Annotated in this window: 17 protein-coding genes; 11 read left to right on the plus strand and 6 right to left on the minus strand. The window is 72.0% G+C overall.

Annotated elements, in window-relative coordinates:
- The first annotated feature begins 176 nt into the window (after positions 1 to 176).
- The gene (locus KAK07_RS12145; RefSeq protein WP_210861014.1) at positions 177 to 908 is read left to right on the plus strand and encodes an aspartate/glutamate racemase family protein; all 732 of its coding nucleotides are present in this window, start codon (positions 177 to 179) and stop codon (positions 906 to 908) included.
- Between the two features lie 10 nt (positions 909 to 918).
- Here the strand turns inward: KAK07_RS12145 and KAK07_RS12150 are convergent, their stop codons facing one another.
- Together KAK07_RS12150 and KAK07_RS12155 are read right to left on the minus strand one after the other, a co-directional pair.
- A complete protein-coding gene (locus KAK07_RS12150; protein ID WP_310740725.1) occupies positions 919 to 1,143 on the minus strand; it encodes a hypothetical protein in 225 nt (74 codons plus the stop codon).
- A 133-nt stretch (positions 1,144 to 1,276) separates the two neighbouring features.
- Positions 1,277 to 2,179: a DUF808 domain-containing protein gene (locus KAK07_RS12155; protein ID WP_210861016.1), complete on the minus strand. Its 903-nt coding sequence runs from the start codon at positions 2,177 to 2,179 to the stop codon at positions 1,277 to 1,279.
- Positions 2,180 to 2,257: 78 nt separating this feature from the next.
- Here KAK07_RS12155 and KAK07_RS12160 point away from each other — a divergent pair, with 78 nt between their 5' ends.
- Genes KAK07_RS12160 through KAK07_RS12175 form a run of 4 tightly spaced genes read left to right on the plus strand, consistent with a single transcriptional unit; the run spans position 2,258 to position 4,969 of the window.
- Positions 2,258 to 3,511 (plus strand): M20/M25/M40 family metallo-hydrolase, encoded by a 1,254-nt coding sequence (locus tag KAK07_RS12160; RefSeq protein ID WP_210861018.1) that lies wholly within the window; start codon positions 2,258 to 2,260, stop codon positions 3,509 to 3,511.
- A 2-nt stretch (positions 3,512 to 3,513) separates the two neighbouring features.
- Complete coding sequence (locus KAK07_RS12165) at positions 3,514 to 4,086, plus strand: peroxiredoxin (RefSeq protein ID WP_210854633.1); 573 nt, start codon at positions 3,514 to 3,516, stop codon at positions 4,084 to 4,086.
- Positions 4,087 to 4,112: 26 nt separating this feature from the next.
- Positions 4,113 to 4,334, plus strand: coding sequence for an RNA-binding S4 domain-containing protein (locus tag KAK07_RS12170; RefSeq protein WP_210799822.1), 222 nt, complete (start codon positions 4,113 to 4,115; stop codon positions 4,332 to 4,334).
- On the plus strand, positions 4,334 to 4,969 hold the full coding sequence (locus tag KAK07_RS12175; protein ID WP_210854634.1) for a response regulator: 636 nt from the start codon (positions 4,334 to 4,336) through the stop codon (positions 4,967 to 4,969). The genes KAK07_RS12170 and KAK07_RS12175 overlap by 1 nt, the downstream gene beginning before the upstream one ends.
- A 12-nt stretch (positions 4,970 to 4,981) precedes the next feature.
- On the opposite strand, the gene KAK07_RS12180 is transcribed toward KAK07_RS12175, so the two are convergent.
- Together KAK07_RS12180 and KAK07_RS12185 are read right to left on the minus strand one after the other, a co-directional pair.
- Positions 4,982 to 7,276, minus strand: a complete 2,295-nt coding sequence (locus KAK07_RS12180) for an ATP-binding response regulator (RefSeq protein ID WP_210861020.1) — start codon at positions 7,274 to 7,276, stop codon at positions 4,982 to 4,984.
- A 63-nt stretch (positions 7,277 to 7,339) separates the two neighbouring features.
- The gene (locus tag KAK07_RS12185; protein ID WP_210854636.1) at positions 7,340 to 9,538 is read right to left on the minus strand and encodes a TonB-dependent receptor plug domain-containing protein; all 2,199 of its coding nucleotides are present in this window, start codon (positions 9,536 to 9,538) and stop codon (positions 7,340 to 7,342) included.
- Positions 9,539 to 9,640: 102 nt separating this feature from the next.
- Here KAK07_RS12185 and KAK07_RS12190 point away from each other — a divergent pair, with 102 nt between their 5' ends.
- From KAK07_RS12190 to KAK07_RS12200, 3 genes are all read left to right on the plus strand, one after another.
- Positions 9,641 to 10,120 (plus strand): retropepsin-like aspartic protease family protein, encoded by a 480-nt coding sequence (locus KAK07_RS12190; protein ID WP_210854637.1) that lies wholly within the window; start codon positions 9,641 to 9,643, stop codon positions 10,118 to 10,120.
- Positions 10,117 to 11,019 (plus strand): aminoglycoside phosphotransferase family protein, encoded by a 903-nt coding sequence (locus KAK07_RS12195; protein WP_210854638.1) that lies wholly within the window; start codon positions 10,117 to 10,119, stop codon positions 11,017 to 11,019. Before KAK07_RS12190 ends, KAK07_RS12195 begins: the two co-directional genes overlap by 4 nt.
- 311 nt (positions 11,020 to 11,330) lie before the next feature.
- Positions 11,331 to 13,046 carry a DEAD/DEAH box helicase gene (locus KAK07_RS12200; RefSeq protein WP_210854639.1) on the plus strand — a complete coding sequence of 572 codons (1,716 nt, stop codon included), beginning with the start codon at positions 11,331 to 11,333 and terminating at the stop codon, positions 13,044 to 13,046.
- Here KAK07_RS12200 and KAK07_RS12205 read toward each other — a convergent pair.
- Positions 12,965 to 15,025 (minus strand): M3 family metallopeptidase, encoded by a 2,061-nt coding sequence (locus KAK07_RS12205; protein WP_210854640.1) that lies wholly within the window; start codon positions 15,023 to 15,025, stop codon positions 12,965 to 12,967. The genes KAK07_RS12200 and KAK07_RS12205 overlap by 82 nt on opposite strands.
- A 121-nt stretch (positions 15,026 to 15,146) precedes the next feature.
- Here KAK07_RS12205 and KAK07_RS12210 point away from each other — a divergent pair, with 121 nt between their 5' ends.
- The 3 genes from KAK07_RS12210 to KAK07_RS12220 all read left to right on the plus strand — a co-directional run bounded on the left by KAK07_RS12210 (position 15,147) and on the right by KAK07_RS12220 (position 18,206).
- Positions 15,147 to 15,701: a YaeQ family protein gene (locus tag KAK07_RS12210; RefSeq protein ID WP_210854641.1), complete on the plus strand. Its 555-nt coding sequence runs from the start codon at positions 15,147 to 15,149 to the stop codon at positions 15,699 to 15,701.
- A gap of 142 nt (positions 15,702 to 15,843) precedes the next feature.
- Positions 15,844 to 17,925 (plus strand): prolyl oligopeptidase family serine peptidase, encoded by a 2,082-nt coding sequence (locus KAK07_RS12215; protein WP_247661172.1) that lies wholly within the window; start codon positions 15,844 to 15,846, stop codon positions 17,923 to 17,925.
- A 5-nt stretch (positions 17,926 to 17,930) separates the two neighbouring features.
- A complete protein-coding gene (locus tag KAK07_RS12220; RefSeq protein WP_210854724.1) occupies positions 17,931 to 18,206 on the plus strand; it encodes a GNAT family N-acetyltransferase in 276 nt (91 codons plus the stop codon).
- A 2-nt stretch (positions 18,207 to 18,208) separates the two neighbouring features.
- Here the strand turns inward: KAK07_RS12220 and KAK07_RS12225 are convergent, their stop codons facing one another.
- Positions 18,209 to 19,201, minus strand: coding sequence for a quinone oxidoreductase family protein (locus KAK07_RS12225; RefSeq protein WP_210854643.1), 993 nt, complete (start codon positions 19,199 to 19,201; stop codon positions 18,209 to 18,211).
- Positions 19,202 to 19,284: the final 83 nt, after the last annotated feature.

A 19,284-nucleotide genomic window follows, 5' to 3' on the forward strand; every position in this document is an offset into this window, starting at 1 on the left:
CCGCGGCGTGTATGCAATGCATGTGCCAAGTCCCACCACACCGCCGCCACCTGCGGCCCGTCTCTTGCAGCAGTGCTGCCAGACATGGCGCGGGGCGGATCGATGCACCAGCATCTGGCGCCGCGCACCAAAGTCCGCCGGATCACCCCGCCGTTTTGTATGCAAAGCGCACCAACATGAACCTGCTGCTGATCAACCCCAACACCACCGCCAGCATGACCCGCTCGATGGCCGAGGCCGCCCGCCGCGTGGCCCGGCCCGACACCCGCATCACCGCGGTCCAGCCCAGCTTCGGGCCGGTGTCGATCGAGGGCCACCATGACGAGGTGATCGCCGCGGCCGGCGTGCTGGAACAGGTGCGGCAGGCCGGCACGGGGGCAGACGCGGTGGTCCTGGCCTGCTTTGGCGACCCCGGCCTGGACGCCGCCCGCGAGGCCACCGAGGCGCCGGTGCTGGGCATCGCCGAGGCGGCCTTCCATGCGGCGTCCTTCGTCAGCACCGGCTTCTCCGTCGTGACCACGCTGGTGCGCACCTGCGTGATCGCCGAGCACCTGGTGCTGAAGTACGGCTACGAGCGCCGCTGCCGCGGCGTGCACGGCACCGACATCCCGGTGCTGGCGCTGGAGGAGGACGACGGCCTGGCCTGCGTGCCGGCCCTGGAGGACGCCTGCCGCGCCGCCCTGGCGCGCGACCGCAGCGGCGCGATCGTGCTGGGCTGCGGCGGCATGGCGTCCGTCAGCGCCGAATTGCAGCGCCGCCTGGGGGTGCCGGTGATCGATGGCGTGGCGGCGGCCGTGGTGCTGGCCGAGGCGCTGGTGCAGTTGGGCTTGCGAACCAGCAAGCAGGGCGACTACGCGACCCCGCTGCCCAAGCGCTACCTCGGCTGGGCCGGCGCGCTGGGCTGGTGAGGACCAGCGCTCAGCGCTGGCTGTGGCAGACCGCGGGCACCGCGTATTCGCGGCCGACCACGGCGCGGGCGTAGAGGTAGTTCTCGCGGGCGCGCTCGCTCAGCGCGTCCAGGTCCACATGGCCCTCGGCGTCGCAGGGAAAAGCCATGGCGCGGCCCTGGTGGAACAGCGACTGGAAGCGCAGCTCGAAGCCCGCGTCGGCGGGCAGCGTCTGGCTCTGGTAGGCGTGGTGCACGGCGATCTCCTGGAATGCACGGTCACCATGCTGCGCCGATGGGCCCGACGGCGCAGCCGGAGAACACCGGCTTGCACTGTCGGCGCCTGGCGCCGTGCCTTGTCAGAAAACGCCTGACGGGCTCGCTCGGTTGTCAGCGGCGCAGGCGCCGCGCGCCTTCCACCACCGCCAGCACCGCCGCGCCAGCCACCACGCCGAACAGGCCGTCCAGCACCCAGGTGGCGTGGTCGCCCAGCGGCCAGGCGTGCAGCAAGGCGTGGTGCAGGCTCTCCCAGCCGTGCAGCGCGATGCCGCCGCCGACCAGGAACATCGCCACCGTGCCGACCACCGCCAGGGCCTTCATCAGCCAGGGGGCGAAAGCCAGCAGGCCGCCGCCCAGCCCGCGCAGCAGGCGCGAGAGCGCCCCGTCGCCGGTGCGCCGCTGCCAGTGCAGGCCCAGGTCGTCGAGCTTGACGATGCCCGCCACCAGGCCGTAGACGCCCACCGTCATCAGCACCGCGATGCCCGAGAGCACCAGCACCCGGGTCAGCATGGGCTCGCCGGCCACCGTGCCCAGCGCGATGACGATGATCTCGGCCGAGAGGATGAAATCGGTGCGGATCGCCCCCTTCACCCGCTCCTGCTCGAGCGTGGCCAGGTCCACCGCGGTGTCGGCCACGTGGGCGCGGAGTTCGGCGTCATGGGCCTCGGCCTCGTCGTGGTGCAGCCAGCGGTGGGCCAGCTTCTCCACCCCCTCGAAGCACAGGTACAGGCCGCCGATCATCAGCAGCGGCGTGATCGCCCAGGGCAGGAAGGCGCTGATCGCCAGCGCCAGCGGCACCAGGATGGCCTTGTTGATCAGCGACCCCCGCGCCACCGCCAGCACCACCGGGATCTCGCGCTCGGCGGCGAAGCCGGTGACCTGCTGGGCGTTGAGCGCCAGGTCGTCACCCAGCACCCCGGCGGTCTTCTTGGCGGCGACCCGGCTGAGCAGGGCCACGTCGTCCAGGACGGTGGCGATGTCGTCGATCAGGGCAAACAAGCTGGCGGCAGGCATGGCCTGACGATAGCCTATCGCTGCGGTCCACAAGACCCCACCCGCCACCCGGGTCCACCCACTCTGGAGAATGCCACCATGACCTGCCTGTCCCGCGCCCCCTGGCGCCTCTCCACCGCCGCCAGCCTGCTGGCCCTGAGCGCCACGGCCAGCCTGGCCGGCGAGCGGCTGTGGATCTCGCTGGGCGACGATGCCTACCGCCTGCTGCGCGCCGCCCAACCCCAGGCCGTCAGCGTCACCGAGGTGAGCGTGCCCGTGCGCGTCGGGCGCCTGGGGGCCACCGCCCAGGACCGGGTGCACGTGGTGCAGGTCGATGAGGACTGGCTGCCCGCGCTGTCCGACGCCGTGCACCGCGACCTGCACCGCTGCGGCGGTTTCATCGTCCACGACTCGCTGAGCAGCGCGCGCGCGGCGGTGCAGCAGGTGCGCACGCGTGCGCTGCAGCCCGAAGCCGTGGCCGGCGGCACCTACCTGATCAACCAGCAGGCGCTGGTGCAGCCGATGGTGGCGGCGGTGCAGGACAGCCTGATCCTGCAGACCATCGACAGCCTGTCGGCGATCCAGAACCGCTACTACACCACCAGCCACGGCGTGAACGCCTCCAACACGATTGCCGCGCAGTGGGCGGCGCTGGCTGCCGGGCGCAGCGACGTGTCGGTCAGCCAGTTCAGCCACCCGAGCTGGCCGCAGAAGTCGGTGATCCTGACGATCCAGGGCACCACCAAGCCCAAGCAGCACGTCATTCTGGGCGGCCACCTGGACTCCATCCTCTCGGGCGGCACCACCGAGACCAGCCGGGCCCCCGGCGCCGACGACGACGCCTCCGGCATCGCCAGCCTGACCGAGGCGCTGCGCGTGCTGCTGGCCAGCGGACACCGTCCCCAGCGCACGATCCAGTTCATGGCCTATGCCGCCGAAGAGGTGGGGCTGCGCGGCTCGTCGGCGATCGCCGCCGACTACCTGGCCAAGGGCCGCAAGGTGACCGGCGTGCTGCAGCTGGACATGACCAACTACAAGGGTGGTACGCGCGACATCTACCTCTACACCGACTACACCAGCGCGGCGCAGAACGACTTCGTGGCCCGGCTGGCCGCCACCTACCTGCCCGACCTGACGGTGTCCACCGACCGCTGCGGCTACGCCTGCTCCGACCACGCGTCCTGGTTCAACCGCGGCTACCCGGCCTCGTTCCCGTTCGAGTCCGATTTCAACCACCACAGCCCCTTCATCCACACCACCAACGACACCCTGGCCAACAGCGGCAACCAGGCGGCGCACGCCGCCAAGTTCGCCCGGCTGGCCGTGGCCTTCGCGGTGGAACTGGCCAACTGAGCATGCACCACACCCCTGCCCTGTCGTCCTTCCGTCGCGTCGCCCTGGCGGCGCTGGCGGCCTGTGCACTGGCAACTGGCCCGGCCCAGGCCGCGCTGGCCGTGGGCGCCGCCACGCCCGACTTCACGCTGGACGCGGCGGTGGGCGGCAAGGCCTTCCGCTTCACGCTGTCCGAAGCGCTGCGCCAGGGCCCGGTGGTGCTGTACTTCTACCCCAAGTCCTTCACCAGCGGCTGCACCGTCGAGGCCCACCAGTTCTCCGAGGCCACGGCGAAGTTCAAGGCCCTGGGCGCCACCGTGGTGGGCGTGTCCAACGACAGCCTGGCCACCCAGCAGCGCTTCTCGGTCGAGGCCTGCCGCGGCCAGTTCGCGGTGGCGGCCGACGAGGGCGGCAAGGTGATCAAGCAGTTCGACGCCGGCTTCACGCTGGCGCCCGCCGTGGCCGACCGCATCTCCTACGTGATCGAGCCGCCGGGCCGGGTGCTGGCGGTGCACGCCAGCATGGACCCGGACGGCCATGTGGGCGCGGCGATGGCCGCCGTCCAGGCCTGGCAGGCCCGCCAGGGCAAGCGCTGAGCCCGGCCTCGCGCACAATCGGGGCGATGGACGAGATCGACTTTCAGCTGCGCGGTGACCACATTCCGCTCGATGCCCTGCTCAAGGCCACCGGCCTGGCCGACAGCGGCGGGCAGGCGCGTGCCTTGATCGTCGACGGCCAGGTGCGCGTGGACGGCCAGACCGAGCTGCGCAAGACCCGCAAGCTGCGCGCCGGCCAGCAGGTCAGCCTGGGCGATGTGCGGGTCAGCGTGCGCGGAGAGGCCTGATGCCGATGTCCCAGGGCGTGCATTGCCTGCTGGTCGATGACCATGCGCTGTTTGCCGATGCCCTCGGTCTGCTGATCGCCCACCGCCACCCGACGGCGCAGCTCAGCACGGCCAACCGCCTGTCCGGTGCGCTGGAGCAGCTGCGTCAGGCGCCGGACATCGGCCTGGTGCTGCTGGACCTGAACCTGCCCGACAGCCGCGGCCTGGACACCCTGGCCCAGTTGCGCGAGGCGGCGCCGATGGCACGCGTGATCGTGCTGTCGGCCGACGACCGCGCAGAGACCGTGATGGCTGCCCTGGACGGCGGCGCCAGCGGCTTCATTCCCAAGAGCGCCGATGCCTCCGCGCTGGACCAGGCGCTGCGTACGGTGCTGGGCGGCGGTGTCCATGTGCCGCCGGCGTTGACGCGCAGCGCCGAGAGCGCCAGCGGCAGTGAATTGCCGCCGCTCACCGCGCGCCAGATGGATGTCTTCCGCTGCCTGGTCGGCGGCCTGTCGAACAAGCTGATCGCGCGTGAGCTGGCGCTGTCCGACTCCACCGTCAAGACGCATGTGCAGGCCATCTTCGACAAGCTGGGCGTGACCTCGCGCGCCCAGGTGGTGCTGCACGCCGCCCGCATGGGCTGGCTGCCCTGAGCCGGGGCGGCCTCAGCGCCGCAGCGCCGCCACCACGGCCGAGAACAGGGCGTCGGTGCCGAAGGGCTTGTGCAGCACCGGCCAGCCCAGGGCCTCCAGCACGGCCAGATCGGCGGGTGCGGTGTCCCCCGTGATCACCAGCACCGGCACATCGGCGTGGCGCGTCGCCAGGCAGTCGACCACCGCGCGGCTGTCACCGTCGGGCAGGCGCTGGTCGGTCAGCAGCAGCGCCGGCGCCTCGTTCAGCGCGCCCCGACCCAGCGCCGCCCGCAGCGCGCCCAGGTCGCGGTAGGCCTGCACCAGCGCCCCCCAGCGCTCCAGGCGCAGGCGCAGGGTTTCGCGCAGTGTGTCGTCGTCGTCCACCACCACCATCCGGCGGCCGCCCAGGCTGCGCACCGACAGGCGCTGCGGCACGGGCGGCGCCGGTGGCGCACCGACCAGCGGCAGCAGCAACCCGAAGCAACTGCCGCGACCCGGCGCCGAGCGCAGGTCCACCGACGTGCCCATCAGCGCCGCCGCGCGCCGCACCAGCGCCAGCCCGAGGCCCAGGCCGCCGGCATGGCCCTGGCCCGGTTCAAGCTGGACGAACTCCTCGAAGACCTGGGCCTGGCGCTCGGGCGCAATGCCCACGCCGGTGTCCCAGACCTGCAGCAGCACCGCCGAGCCGCGCCGCCGCGCCGACACCAGCACCCCCCCCTGCGCGGTGTGGCGCACCGCATTGCCCACCAGGTTGCGCAGGATCTGCTCCAGCAGCACCGGATCGGCCTGCACCGTCCAGCCACCGGCGCGCGCGCGCAGGCGCAGGCCGCGGGACTGCGCGGCCGCGGCCTCGTCGGCCAGCACCGACTCGACCAGGGCCTGCAGCGGCACGGCACGGGGCCGCGACTCGACCTGCCCGGCGTCGAAGCGCGACAGATCCAGCAGGCCCTTGAGCAGCCGCTCCAGCGCCTGGGCCGAGGCGGCCAGGCGGTCCAGCAGGCTGCGCTGCCCGGCATCGATGTCCTCGCGCTCGCGCATCAGGCCGGCCAGCAGGCCGATGCTGGCCACCGGCTGGCGCAGGTCGTGGCTGGCGGCGGCGATGAAGCGGGTCTTGGCGGCGTTGGCCGCCTGCAGGTCGCGGGTGCGTTCGGCCACCCGCAGCTCCAGCTGTTCGCCGTGGCGCTCGGCCACCTCCAGCGCGTGCACGAAGCGGCGCAGCAGCACCAGCGCCACACCGGCCATCAGTACCGGCGTCAGGTAGGGCAGCCAGAAGCCGTCGTCGGGCGACAGCCAGCCGGCGTAGTACAGGTAGTCGTGGCCGGCCGACAGCAGCAGCAGCGCCAGCGCTGCTTCGATCACCCGGCGTGGCCAGGGCGGCATGCGCCGCACCAGCGACCACAGCCGCCAGGCCGACAGCGCGGTCAGCACGATCGCGGGCGGGTACATCCAGATCCGCAGCTCGTCGAGCCGACCGCTCAGCGTGCCCGCCACACCGGCCAGCGCGTACAGCGCCCAGGTCAGCACCACCACGCGCAGCGCGCGCCGATGGGGTGGTGGCTGGCTGGCCACCCAGGCGAAGGCGACGATCAGCGCCACCGAGGTGCCCTGCGCCAGGAAGAAGCCCAGCGAGCCCAGCATCGACGGCTGCGCGCTGGCTTCACCGTAGTAGGCCAGGTTGCGCAACGACACGATCAGCATCAGCAGGCCGAAGAAGCCCATCAGCCGCTCGTCGCGCCGCAGCCACCAGACCAGCAGCGTGAACAGCGCCAGGCCGCTGACCGCCAGGTTCATCGCATAGGGCAGCGACTCGCGCCACCAGCGCATCCGGCGATCCAGCGGCTCCAGTTGCTCGGCCGGCCCCACCCAGGGCGCGCTCAGGCCGGCGGCCGAGCGGTGCAGGTCGGCGCGCAGCAGGATCTCATTGGGCCCGGCCCGCAGCAGGCCGGACGGCACGCTGATCCAGCGCGAGCTCACGGTGCGGGGCAGCGCCGGGCGCCGGCCGATCTCGCGGCCGCTGACCCGCTCGCCGTTGATCAGCAGTTCATGCTCGGTGGGCAGGCGGTCGAAGCGCAGGGCCCACAGGCCCTGGGGCTGGGCCTGCAGCGTCAGCGACAGGCGCAGCTCGATGCGCTCGGCCTGGCCGGCGCGCCACTGCAGCGGCAGCGCCACCGGCTGCCAATCGTCCTGGCCATGGCGCTGCTCGGCCTGCAGCAGTTGCAGTCCCGACGGCGCCTCGACCGCCTGGGGCCAGGCCATCAGCGGCCACATCAGCGCCGCCAGCACCAGCACCCAGGCGCTGCACCAGCCCTGCAGGCCTGCCCGGTTCATGCCGGGATTGTGCGCCGCAGGCGCCCCGCGGGCCATCGGCCCGATGGGTGAGGCGGGCGCGCTCTAGAGCTTCAACTCCAGCTGGGAGCGCAGACTGAGGTAGGTCTCGTTGCGCGACAGGCTGGTCTCGCCAAAGCTGGTGCTGCGGTTCAGCGCATCCTCGGCGGCCAGGTTGGCGGCGCTCAGGCGCAGCCGGGCCCACGGGGCGATCTGCCACAGCAGGTAGGCATCGACCGACTGCTTGCGGTTCTGGCTGACCCATTGCCGCTCGTCCAGGCGGGTGGCGTAGCCGGGGGTCCAGTTGACGCTGGCGCCCACCGTCAGCGGCGTGCCGGCGATGCGCCAGTCGGCGCCGGCATTGAGCGTGGCGCCGGGCTGCTGGTCCAGCCGGTTGTCGGGCCCGGGCACGCCGTCCACCTGCGAGCGGAACAGGCTGGCGTTGGCGCGCAGGTCCACGGCGGGCGCGTCGGGCCACCAGGTGCGCAGGCTGCCTCGCGCCTCCAGCTCCAGCCCGGTGGTCCAGGCGTCGCCCACATTGGCCGGCCGGGCCACCCAGCGCGGCTGGTCCGACCAGGGCACGGTTTCGAGCGTGGTCAGCGTGCGCATCAGGCCGCTGATGCGGCGGTGAAACAGGTTGGCACTGAGCAGCCCCCCCGCGGGCAGGTAGCGCTCGAGCGCGATGTCGATGCCCGACGCCAGTTCGGGCTGCAGGTTCGGGTTGCCGGCGCGGTCGGGGCTGGTCGGGGTGTTGGGCCCGGGTACCGGGTAGCGGTTCGACAGGTTGGGCAGGGCCATCAGCTGTCCCAGCTGGGGCGCCTTGTAGCTGCGGGTGATGCTGATGCGCAGTTGATCGCGTCCCTTGGGGTCGGGCTTCCAGACCGCATGCAGCAGCGGCGTCCACACCGAGGAGCGGTTCTCCGGGTCGCCGCCGCCGATGTCCTGGCCGCGGGTGGTGATGCCTTCCCAGCGCAATCCGCCGGACAGCGCCCAGTTCGGGTTCAGGTTGAACTCGTCCTGCACATAGGCCGCGGTGCGCAGCGAGCGCGCGCTGAGTTCGGTGCCCAGGGTCTTGAGCTGCGGCACGCCATCCTGCAGCGTCTGGCGCTCCTCGTTGCGCTGGGCGCCCTCCAGCTCCAGCCCGGCCACCAGCTGATGGTCGCCCTCGAGCAACTGGCTGAACTTGGCGTTCAGGTGCTGGCTGCGCTCACGGCTGTCGCTGCGTTCGTCGAGCGTGCGCCGCAGCTGTCCATCGGCCTTGAACTCCTGGCGTTGCGACAGACTCTGGCTGGTGTTCAGGCCCACGCCGCCACGCCACTCGATGCGCCCACCGCTGGCCAGGTTCTGGCGCCACTGGCCGTTCAGGCGCAGCATGCGGTGGGTGAAGTCACTGTCGGTGAGGCTGGTGGCGTAGCGTGGCGCATCGCCGTTGTCGTCGCGCAGCACCTGCAACTGGCTCTGGCGCAGGCTGTCATTGCCGGCCACCATGGCCGAAGGCATCAGCATCAGCTGGTCGCCGCCGGGCAGCTTCCACTGCAGGCGCGCGTTGCTCCACACACCGCGTCGGCGGCCATCGCTCTGGCTGTCTTCGAGCCACTGCTCACCGGTGGCGCTGGTCTCGGTGCTGCCGGCGTCGTAGCGCCGCGCGTTCCACAGCGAGACGGAGGCGCTGTAGGTGAGGTCCTCATCGATGCGGTCATCGCGCGACCACGAAACATTGCCGCCCCAGCGTCCGGCTTCAGTGCCCAGGCCCAGCTTGAGGTCGTTCAGGCGCTTGCGGTAGCCCTCTCGCGTGATCACGTTGATCGTGCCGGCGATCGCGCGGGCGCCGGTCTCGGCGGTGGGGGCGCGGATGATCTCGATGCGCTCGACCTGGTCCGGGTCCAGCTGGTCCAGCGACAGGCCGCCGCGCACCGCCTCGCCGTCGAGCAGGATCTGGGTGTAGCCGCCGCCCATGCCGCGCATGCGGATGTTGCCGCCGCGACCGCTGCGGCCATCCAGCGTGACGCCGGGCAGGCGCTTGAGCAGCTCGCCCAGGGTGCTGTCGCCATAGCGCTCGATCTCGTCGCGGCCGACGACGATCTTCGAGGCGGTCGAGCGCCGGCGCGCCTCCAGGTCCTCAGGGCGTGCCGCCTGCACCTCGACCTGCTGCACCGCACTGGCGGCCGGGGCCGGCTGGGGGACTGACTGGGCCAGAGCGGTGGACGACAGCAGCGGCAGCGCCAGGGAAGCCAGCGGCCAGGGTGTGGGACACGGACGGGGCATGCAGTTCGCCGCGGGGGCGGCACTCGTGACGGGGAGGGAAGGATGGGGCGACCCATTGTGTTCCAGCCGCCGGGGCAAAGTTCCGCCCGCTACCATCGGGCGGTGAACGAGTTCCCGCGCACGCTGAAACTGCTGACCATCTGGCTGCTGCTGGGCACCCTGGTCTTCCTGGGTGTCCAGGCGCTGCTGCACGAGCGCCAGCGCCCGCGGCTGACGATCAACGGCGGCCAGGTCACGCTGCAGCGCGGCCCGGACGGCCATTTCCACTGGCCCGGCACCGTGGACGGGCGCGAGGTGGTGTTCCTGGTCGACACCGGCGCCACGACCACCGCACTGCCCGGCGCACTGGCGGCCCAGCTGGGGCTGCGGCGAGAGGGTACGCTGCAATCGCAGACCGCCGGCGGCACGGTCATGGCCTGGCAGGCGCGCGCCGAGGTGGGCCTGGCCGGCGGGCTGCGCTTCAGCAACCTGACGGTCACCGTGATCGACCGCATGAACGGCCCGCCGCTGCTGGGCATGGATGTGCTCAAACGCCTGCGCCTGGTGCAGGACGGCGCCACGCTGCAGGCCAGCCTGCCATGAACGAGGCGGCGCTGCTGGCGGCATGCCGCCGGTTGGCGGCCACGCTCGGTCTGGGGGCCGTGCAGCCGCAGGTGATCGGTCGCCACAGCAACCTGGTGGTGCACCTGGCGCCCAGCCCCTGGGTGCTGCGGGTGGCCACCGGCACCGCCGGGCCGCGCGCCCAGGGCGGCCATGCCGAGCGCGAGTTGCGTCTGCTGCGCCACCTGGCCGAGCGCGGTGCCCCGGCACTGCCCCCGGCGCCGCGCGCGCTGGCCGGGCCGCACCGGGTGGACGGCTGGTCGATGACGCTGTGGCCGCTGCTGGCGCTGGCGCCGCAGCCGCCCGAGCCGCAGGCCGCCGGCCGCGCGCTGGCGCAGTGCCACGCCGAGCTGGCCGCCCTGCCCCACCGCGGCCGTGACGACGACCGGCCCTGGGCCCCGCTGGACGAGGCCCTGCGCCTGCTGGCGCACCCGCTGGTGCGCCAGCGCGCCGCAGCGCCTGACCTGGCCCTGGTGGGCCAGCGCCTGCAGGCCCTGGCCGAGCGACTGCGCGCCCACCCGGCGCCGCTGCAGTGGCTGCATGGCGACGCCCACCGGCAGAACGTGCGCCAGGGCACGGGCGGCGCCCTCTGGCTGGACTGGGAAGACGCCTGCCTGGGTCCGCTGGAGTGGGACCTGGCCGGTCTGGTGGCGGCCAGCCGCGTGCTGGGCCAGGAGGGCGACTGGCCCGAGGCCGCGCTGGCCGGCTGGCGCAGCGTCGGCCGGCCGGTGGACGAGGCGCTGCTGGCCGACTGCATCGAGGCGCGCACCGCGTTCGTCTGCGCCTGGATCTGGTGGCTGGGCCCCAACGATCCCCTGCGTGCGCCCCGGCTGGCGGGGCGCCTGCAATGGCTGCGTGCAAAAAATCCGGGTTTGTCCTAGAATGGCGGACTGCACTGAAAAAAGTCCTGTCGGATCCATCACCTCACCGAGCCTGCCGTCTTGCGGCCAGGCCTCGAGTGGCGGTGCCACCGCCGGTCAGCACTTTCCTCGTTGCTGATTCGCGCATTTCCCCTGACCTCCCCCTGGTTTTGTGGCTGTCTGGTTCACACCAGTGCAGTGCATTGAAGGCCTGACGACGCCCGCCGCGGTGATCGCAGGCGTGGTCGGTGGCAATGTAGTTTTGAGCCCCACCGCGCTCCGCGTCGTGTCCCACCGATGGGCCACGCCGGTCGCCTTTTTGCCAAGAAATCATGAGTTTTGAATCGCTCGGCCTCGACGAGGCCCTGGTCCGCGCACTGACCACCGCCGGCTACGAAAAGCCCACCGACGTCCAGGCCCAGGCCATCCCCGCCGCGCTGGCCGGCAAGGACCTGCGCGTGTGCTCCAACACCGGCAGCGGCAAGACCGCCGCCTTCGTGCTGCCCGCACTGATGAAGGTCATCGCCGCCCGCAAGGATCCGGCCAACAAGCCCAAGAAGGGTGAAGTCAAAGGCCCGCGCATCCTGGTGCTGGTCCCCACCCGCGAGCTGTCGATGCAGGTGGCCAAGGCGGCCTCCAACTATGGCCGCTACGTGCAGTGGCTGAGCGTCACCAGCGTGGTCGGCGGCGTGCCCTACCCGGCCCAGCTCAAGGCGCTGCGCGGCCCGCTGGACATCCTGATCGCCACGCCCGGCCGTCTGATCGACCACATCCAGAGCGGCAAGGCCGTGCTGGAGAATGTCGAGATGCTGGTGCTCGACGAAGCCGACCGCATGCTGGACATGGGCTTCATCGAGGACATCGAGCACATCGCCGAGCAGTTGCCGCGCCACCGTCAGACCCTGATGGCCAGTGCCACCTTCGCCGGTGAAGTCGGCCGTCTGGCCCAGCGCCTGCAGAAGGAAGACGTCGAGCGCATCGAGATCGCCGCGCACACCGAAAAGCACGAGAACATCGCCCAGCAGATCATGTGGGCCGATGACCTGGACCACAAGCATGCGCTGCTGGACCATCTGCTGACCGAGCGCGAAGTCGACCAGGCCGTGGTCTTCACCAGCACCCAGATCGACGCCGACCGCCTGGCCGACCGCCTGGGCGAGATGGGTCACTCGGTGGCCGCGCTGCACGGCGGCATGCCCCAGGGCCGCCGCAACCGCGTGCTCCAGGGCCTGCGTTCGCGCCACCTGCGCATCCTGGTCGCCACCGATGTGGCAGCGCGCGGCATTGACGTGCCCACCATCACCCACGTCATCAACTACGGCCTGCCGCTCAAGGCCGAGGACTATGTGCACCGCATCGGCCGCACCGGCCGCGCCGGCCGCTCGGGCCGGGCTGTGACGCTGGCCGAGCGCCGCGACGTGCCGATGATCAAGCGCATCCAGCACTACACCACCCAGGCCATTCCGGTCGGCACGGTGGTGGGCCTGGAGCCCCAGCGCCCGGCGCCTGATCTGGTCGGCCGCCCGCCGCGGGGCGGCGCACCGCGCGGCCAGAGCCGCAACTACGGCGGCCAGCAAGGTGGCGGCCGTTTTGCCAATGAGCGTCCGGGCCACTTCGGCGGCCGCGGCAGCCATGGCCCGCACGGCCAGCCCGGCCAGGGCCAGCGCGGCCCGCGCCGCGACGACGCCTTCGGCCAGGGCCCGCACGAGCGCACCAACCACGAGCGCCGCGAAGCCGCGCCCTGGGAGCGCCGTGGCGAGCCGCGCAACGACCGCCGCGACGACACCCGCTTCGACCCGCGTTTCGACCGTGGCGGCGAGGCCCCGCGCTTCGAGCGCAACGACGCGCCCCGATTCGAGCGCCGCGACGAGCGCCCCACCCCCGGCGGCCGCCCGTTCGAGCACCGCGGCCCGCGCCGCGAGGGCGACGGCGCCGCGCCGCGCCACCACGCGGGCGGCCCGCGTCCTCAGGCCGACGCCGGCTCGAGCAAGCCGCGCTGGGCCAGCAAGGGTTCGATGCCCGCCGGTCGTCCGCGGAAGTCGATGTAAGTCTGCTGCGGTGCGACCGAGTCGCCCGCCGCATAGACATGGCGCAGCAGCCGCTGCGCCACCTGCGGATCGAATGGATCACCGGCCTCGACGAAGGCGTTGAACGCATCCGCGTCCAGCACCTCGGCCCACAGGTACACGTAGTAGCCCGCGGCATAGCCGCCGCCGGCGAACAGGTGCTGGAAGTGGCACAGCCGGTGGTTCATGCCCACCACCTCGGGCAGGCCGATGCGCTCGCACACCTGCGCCTCGAAGGCGGTGATGTCCGCCGGCGGCTCGGCCGCCGCGTGGGCCTCCAGATCGACCAGCGCGCTGGCGGTGTAGCGCAGCGTCTCGTAGGCCTGGCACCAGCGCTCGGCCGCCTGCAGCTTGTCCACCATCGCCCGCGGAATCGGCTCGCCGGTCTGCCAGTGGCGCGCATGGCGCTGCAGCACGCCCGGCTCCATCAGCCAGTGCTCGTAGAGCTGCGAGGGCAACTCGACGAAGTCGCGCAGCACCTGCGTGCCGGCCAGCCGGTGGTAGCCGGTGACCGACAGCAGGCCATGCAGGCCATGGCCGAACTCGTGGAACAGCGTGCGCGCGTCGTCCAGCGACAGCAGCGTGGGCTCGCCCGGCGCAGCGCGCGAGAAATTGCAGTTGTTCAGGATCACCGGGCGCAACGCGCCGCGGTTGCGCGAGCCGTACTGGAAATCGCTCATCCAGGCGCCTGAGCGCTTGGTGGGTCGCGCGAAGTTGTCCTGCAGGAACAGGCCGCGGCTCTCGCCCGCCGCATCGAACATCTCCCAGGCCACCACGTCCGGGTGGTAGCCGGCGATGTCGGCGCGGCGCTCGAAATGCACGCCGAACAGACGCTGCGCGCAGTCGAACATCGCCTCGACCAGGCGGTCCAGCGACAGATAGGGTTTGACCGCCGCTTCGTCCAGGGCATAGCGCTCGGCGCGCACCTTCTCGGCCCAGAAGCGCCAGTCCCAGGCCTGCAGCGCATGCCCCGCGCCGTGCTGCCGCATGCAGTCCTCGACCAGCGCGCGCTCGCCGTCAAACGCACTGCGCGCGCGGCGCCAGACCTCGCCCAGCAGCTCGCGCACCGCGCCCTGATGGCCGGCCATCGCGTCGGTCAGCGCATGGTCGGCAAAGCTGGCCTGGCCGTGCATCGCCGCCTGGCGCTGGCGCAACTGCAGGATGCGGGCGGCGATCGGCCGGTTGTCGTGCTCGCCGGGGTGTTCGCCGCGCGCCACCCAGGCACGCCAGACCGTCTCGCGCAGGTCGCGCCGCTCGCTGAAGGTCAGGAAGGGCACGACCATCGAGCGGCTCAGCGTCACCAGCCGGCTGCCTTCGGGCAGGCCGCGATCGATCGCCGCCTGGCGACAGGCCTCTCGGAAGAAGTGGGGCAGCCCGGCCTGGTCGGCCTCGCCGTCCAGCAGCAGGCCATGGCCGTTCTCGTCGGCCAGCACGTTCTGCCCGAAGCGGGCGTTCAGCTCGGCCAGCTCGGCCACCAGTTCCTGGTACGCCTGGCGCTGGGCGGGCGCAAAACGCGCGCCGGCGCGCAGCGCATCGGTGTGCAGGCGCTCGACCAGCCGGCGCTGTTCCGGGCTCAAGCCCAGTTGCTCGCGCCGCTGGTGCAGCTGGTCCAGCCGGGCAAACACGCCGGGGTGGGTGCGCACCGCGGTGTCGTGGGCCGCCATCGGTCCGGCCACGGCGCGCTGCACCGCCTGCAGCTCGGGCGAGGTGTGCGATGCGGTGAGGTTGCCCAGCAGCGCATCCAGCCGGTAGAGCAGTTCGCCGGAGCGGTCGAGCGCGGCGGCGGTGTTGTCGAAGTCCACCGGCTCGGCCTGGGCCGCCAGCGCATCGAGCTCCTCGCGGTGTCGGCGCATCGCCTCGTGCAGGGCCGGCTCGAAGTGCTCGGCGCGCAGAAGGTCAAAGGGGGGCAGGCCGAACGGGCCATGCCAGTCGTTCAGCAGGGGGTTGTCGTTCTGGGTCATGCGCAGGCCCGCCGGCAGCGCGGGCGGTGTCGGAGGTGAGGGCCGGATGATGCCAGCAAGGCCCTTGACTGCAGGCCTGTCAGGGTTGATCCGGACGGGGCCCGTACACTCCCGGCCCACCATGGCCCTCAAGTCCACCATCTTCAAGGCCCAGCTGCAGATCGCCGACATGGACCGCTCGGTCTATGCCGACCACGCCCTCACGCTGGCCCGCCACCCCTCCGAGAACGACGAGCGCCTGATGATGCGCCTGCTGGCCTTCGCGCTGGCGGTGCCCGCCGATGAGCTGCGCGGCCGCCTGGAGTTCACCGCCGGCCTGTCCGACACCGAGGTCCCCGACCTCTGGCAGAAGGACCTGACGGGCGAGCTGGTGCAATGGATCGAGGTGGGCCAGCCCGATGACCGCCGGCTGGCCAAGGCCTGCTCGCGCGCCGAGCGGGTGCTGCTGTTCGCCTATGGCAGCTCGACGCCGATCTGGTGGCAGGCCCTGGCACCCAAGGTGGCGCGGCTGGACCGCCTGACGGTCTGGCAGGTGCCGGCCGAGGCCAGCAAGGCGCTGGCCGGCCTGGCCCAGCGCAGCATGCAGCTGCAGGTCACGGTGCAGGACGGCCAGATCTGGGTGGGCGACGGCCAGGAGACCGTCGACTTCGAGCCGCGGCGGCTGATGCCCGCATGAGGTTCGCGGGCGGCGGCGCTCGCCTATGATGGCCGGCGTCGCGCGGCGCCAACCCGGCGCTGCGTCCCCTGGCATCCCCTGACCGCCCACCGGCGCCCCGACGACGATGTCTCTTGCCCTCCGCCTGCTTGCGGCGCCCCTGATGGCGCTCGCCCTGACCATGAACGCACCGGCCCAGACCCCCGCCCCCGATCCCCACCTGTGGCTCGAGGACGTCAGCGGCGATGCCGCGCTGAACTGGGTGCGGCAGCGCAATGCCGCCAGCCGGCCCGTGCTCGAGGCGCACCCGGACTTTGCCGCCAACCGCACGCGCCTGAAGGCGATCATGGACTCGAAGGAGCGCATCCCCTCGGCCAGCCGCCGCGGTGAGCACTTCTACAACTTCTGGCAGGACGCGGAGCACCCGCGGGGTCTGTGGCGCCGCACGCCGCTGGACCGCTACGCCCAGCCGCAGCCCGAATGGGAGCTGCTGCTGGACCTGGACGCCCTGGCGCGCAGCGAGGGCGAGAACTGGGTCTGGAAGGGGGCGCAGTGCCTGGGCGGCCGCTCCAGCCGCTGTCTGCTGCTGCTGTCGCGCGGCGGCGCCGATGCCACCGTGGTGCGCGAATTCGACCTGGCCACGCGCGCCTTCGTGGCCGACGGTTTCCGCCTGCCCGAAGCCAAGTCCAGCGTGTCCTGGATCGACGAGCAGCAGGTGCTGGTCGGCACCGACACCGGCCCGGGCAGCCTGACCGACTCGGGCTACCCGCGCGTGATGTGGCTGTGGAAGCGCGGCCAGCCGCTGGCCGAGGCGCAGCGCGTCTTCGAAGCGCAGCCCACCGATGTCTCGGCCGACGCGATCGTCGACCACACCCCGGGCTTCGAGCGGGTGATGTTCCAGCGCGCGATCGACTTCTACCGCAACGAGCTCTTCCTGTGGGAGCGCGGCGCGCTGCAGCGCCTGGACAAGCCGGCCGATGCCGACCTGAGCTTCTGGAAGGAGCGCGTGCTGCTGCGCCTGCGCAGCGACTGGACCATCAGTGGCCAGCGCTGGCCCGCCGGCTCGCTGCTGGTGGGCGACGCGGCCGCCTACCTGGCCGGCAAGCGCCAGTTCACCGCGCTGTTCACGCCCACCGCCACCCGCTCGCTGGCCGGCTACTCCACCACCCGCAGCCGGGTGCTGATCGACGTGCTCGACAACGTCGCCGGCCGCGCCGAGGCCTGGACACCCGGCCCCGGCGGCTGGAGCCGGCGCGAGATCCAGGCCCCCTTCCCCGGCACCCTGTCCACCCGCAGCCTGCACGACCCGCAGGTGGCCAGCGACCCGCTGGCCGAGGGCTTCTTCGCCAGCTACACCGATTTCCTCACCCCCGACACGCTGTACCAGGGCGATGCCGGCGGCGGTGCGCTGCAGGCGATCAAGGCCCGGCCGGCCTTCTTCGATGCCAGCGGCATGCGCGTGGAGCAGCGCTTCGCCACCTCGAAGGACGGCACCCGCGTGCCCTACTTCATCGTCTGGCCCAAGGATGCCCGGGCCGATGGCCAGCACCCCACGCTGCTGTACGGCTACGGCGGCTTCGAGGTGTCGATGAACCCCTGGTACTCGGGCGGGTTCGGCACCGCCTGGTACGGCAAGGGCGGCGTGCTGGTGGTGGCCAATATCCGCGGCGGCGGCGAGTTCGGCCCCGCCTGGCACCAGGCCGCGGTGCGCGAGGGCAAGCAGAAGAGCTACGACGACTTCATCGCCGTGGCCGAGGACCTGGTCGCCACCCGGGTCACCTCGCCGCGCCACCTGGGCATCATGGGCGGCAGCAACGGCGGCCTGCTGATGGGCGCGGTGATGGTGCAGCGACCCGACCTGTTCAACGCCGTGGTCTGCCAGGTGCCGCTGCTGGACATGCGCCGTTACCACACGCTGCTGGCTGGGGCCAGCTGGATGGCCGAATATGGCGACCCGGACAAGGCCGAGGACTGGGCCTTCATCTCGCGCTACAGCCCCTACCAGAACGTCAAGGCCGGCGTGAAGATGCCCAAGCTGCTGTTCGTCACCAGCACCCGCGACGACCGCGTGCACCCGGGTCATGCGCGCAAGATGGCGGCGCGCATGATCGAGCAGGGCCATGAGGTCCTGTACTACGAGAACATCGAGGGCGGCCACGGTGCCGGCGCCGACAACGCCCAGCACGCCGACCGCATGGCGCTGGAGTTCGCCTTCCTGTGGCAGCAGCTGGGGCCGGCGCCGTGAGTGGCCTGGCCATCACCCACCACGCCGACATCGGCCGCTTCGAGGCCATCGTCGAGGGCCAGCGCTGCGAGGCCGACTACCGTCTGCAGGACGGCGTGATGGTCATGACCCACACCGGCGTGCCTCGCGCGCTGGAAGGCCGCGGCATTGCGGCCCAGCTGGTGTCGGCGGCGCTGGCGCATGCGCGCGCCCAGGGCTGGCGCGTGCGCCCGCTGTGCAGCTATGTGGCGGTCTACATGCGCCGCCACCCCGAGACGCAGGACCTGCTCGAGGCCCGCTGAGCCTACAGCGTGAGGACGCTGCAGCCGGTGGTGCTGCGCGCTTCCAGGTCGCGGTGCGCCTGCGCCACCTGCTCCAGCGGATAGCGCTGGTCGATGCGGATGCTCACCTGGCCCGACATCACCATGCCGAACAGGTCGTCGGCCATCGCCTGGGTGCGCTCACGCGTGGCGATGTGGGTGAACAGCGTGGGCCGGCTGACGTAGAGCGAGCCCTTGCCCCCCAGGATGCCCACATCCAGCGGCGGCACCTTGCCCGAGGCATTGCCGAAGTTGGCCAGCAGGCCGAAGGGCGCCAGGCAGTCCAGCGACTTCATGAAGGTGTCGGCGCCGACCGAGTCGTAAACGGCCTTGACGCCCTTGCCGCCGGTGATCTCCTTGACCCGGGCGACGAAGTCCTCGCGGCGGTAGTTGATGACATGGGCGGCGCCATGCTCGGCGGCCAGCGCGCACTTCTCGTCGCTGCCGGCGGTGCCGATCAGCACCAGACCCATCGCCCGCGCCCACTGGCAGGCGATCAGGCCGACGCCGCCGGCCGCGGCATGGAACAGGATGGTGTCGCCAGGCTGCAGCCCCCCCTGCGGCTGGGTGCCGCGCAGCAGGTACTGCACCGTCAGGCCCTTGAGCATCATCGCCGCGCCGGTCTCGAAGTCAATCGCCTCGGGCAGCCGCACCACGCTGCGCGCCGGCATCACGCGGCGCTCGCAGTAGGCGCCGGGCGGCTGGCTGGCGTAGGCGGCCCGGTCGCCCACAGCCAGGTGGCTGACGCCCTCGCCCACCGCCTCGATCACGCCGGCGCCTTCCATGCCCAGGGCCAGCGGCAGCGCGTTGGGGTACAGGCCGGTGCGCTGGTAGATGTCGATGAAGTTCAGGCCCACCGCGTGGTGGCGGATGCGGATCTCGCCCGGGCCGGGTTCGCCCACCTCGCGCTCGACGAGCCGGAGTTGTTCGGGTCCGCCGAAGGCGTCGATCTGGATCGCGCGGCTGCGCAGGCTCATGGGCTGTCTCCTGGGGGTCGTGGTCGGCATTCAGAACTCGGCTATCGTGCCACCCTTTGGGCCTGACCGCTGGCGTCGGGCCT

It is taken from the genome of Ideonella alba (assembly GCF_018069875.1).
Lineage (GTDB): Bacteria > Pseudomonadota > Gammaproteobacteria > Burkholderiales > Burkholderiaceae_C > Ideonella > Ideonella alba.

Coding starts and splice junctions, on each gene's coding strand:
- KAK07_RS12145 (WP_210861014.1), top strand. CDS start 177: ATGAACCTGCTGCTGATCAACCCCAACACCACCGCCAGCATGACCCGC.
- KAK07_RS12155 (WP_210861016.1), bottom strand. CDS start 2,179: ATGCCTGCCGCCAGCTTGTTTGCCCTGATCGACGACATCGCCACCGTC.
- KAK07_RS12160 (WP_210861018.1), top strand. CDS start 2,258: ATGACCTGCCTGTCCCGCGCCCCCTGGCGCCTCTCCACCGCCGCCAGC.
- KAK07_RS12165 (WP_210854633.1), top strand. CDS start 3,514: ATGCACCACACCCCTGCCCTGTCGTCCTTCCGTCGCGTCGCCCTGGCG.
- KAK07_RS12170 (WP_210799822.1), top strand. CDS start 4,113: ATGGACGAGATCGACTTTCAGCTGCGCGGTGACCACATTCCGCTCGAT.
- KAK07_RS12175 (WP_210854634.1), top strand. CDS start 4,334: ATGCCGATGTCCCAGGGCGTGCATTGCCTGCTGGTCGATGACCATGCG.
- KAK07_RS12180 (WP_210861020.1), bottom strand. CDS start 7,276: ATGAACCGGGCAGGCCTGCAGGGCTGGTGCAGCGCCTGGGTGCTGGTG.
- KAK07_RS12185 (WP_210854636.1), bottom strand. CDS start 9,538: ATGCCCCGTCCGTGTCCCACACCCTGGCCGCTGGCTTCCCTGGCGCTG.
- KAK07_RS12195 (WP_210854638.1), top strand. CDS start 10,117: ATGAACGAGGCGGCGCTGCTGGCGGCATGCCGCCGGTTGGCGGCCACG.
- KAK07_RS12200 (WP_210854639.1), top strand. CDS start 11,331: ATGAGTTTTGAATCGCTCGGCCTCGACGAGGCCCTGGTCCGCGCACTG.
- KAK07_RS12205 (WP_210854640.1), bottom strand. CDS start 15,025: ATGACCCAGAACGACAACCCCCTGCTGAACGACTGGCATGGCCCGTTC.
- KAK07_RS12210 (WP_210854641.1), top strand. CDS start 15,147: ATGGCCCTCAAGTCCACCATCTTCAAGGCCCAGCTGCAGATCGCCGAC.
- KAK07_RS12215 (WP_247661172.1), top strand. CDS start 15,844: ATGGCGCTCGCCCTGACCATGAACGCACCGGCCCAGACCCCCGCCCCC.
- KAK07_RS12225 (WP_210854643.1), bottom strand. CDS start 19,201: ATGAGCCTGCGCAGCCGCGCGATCCAGATCGACGCCTTCGGCGGACCC.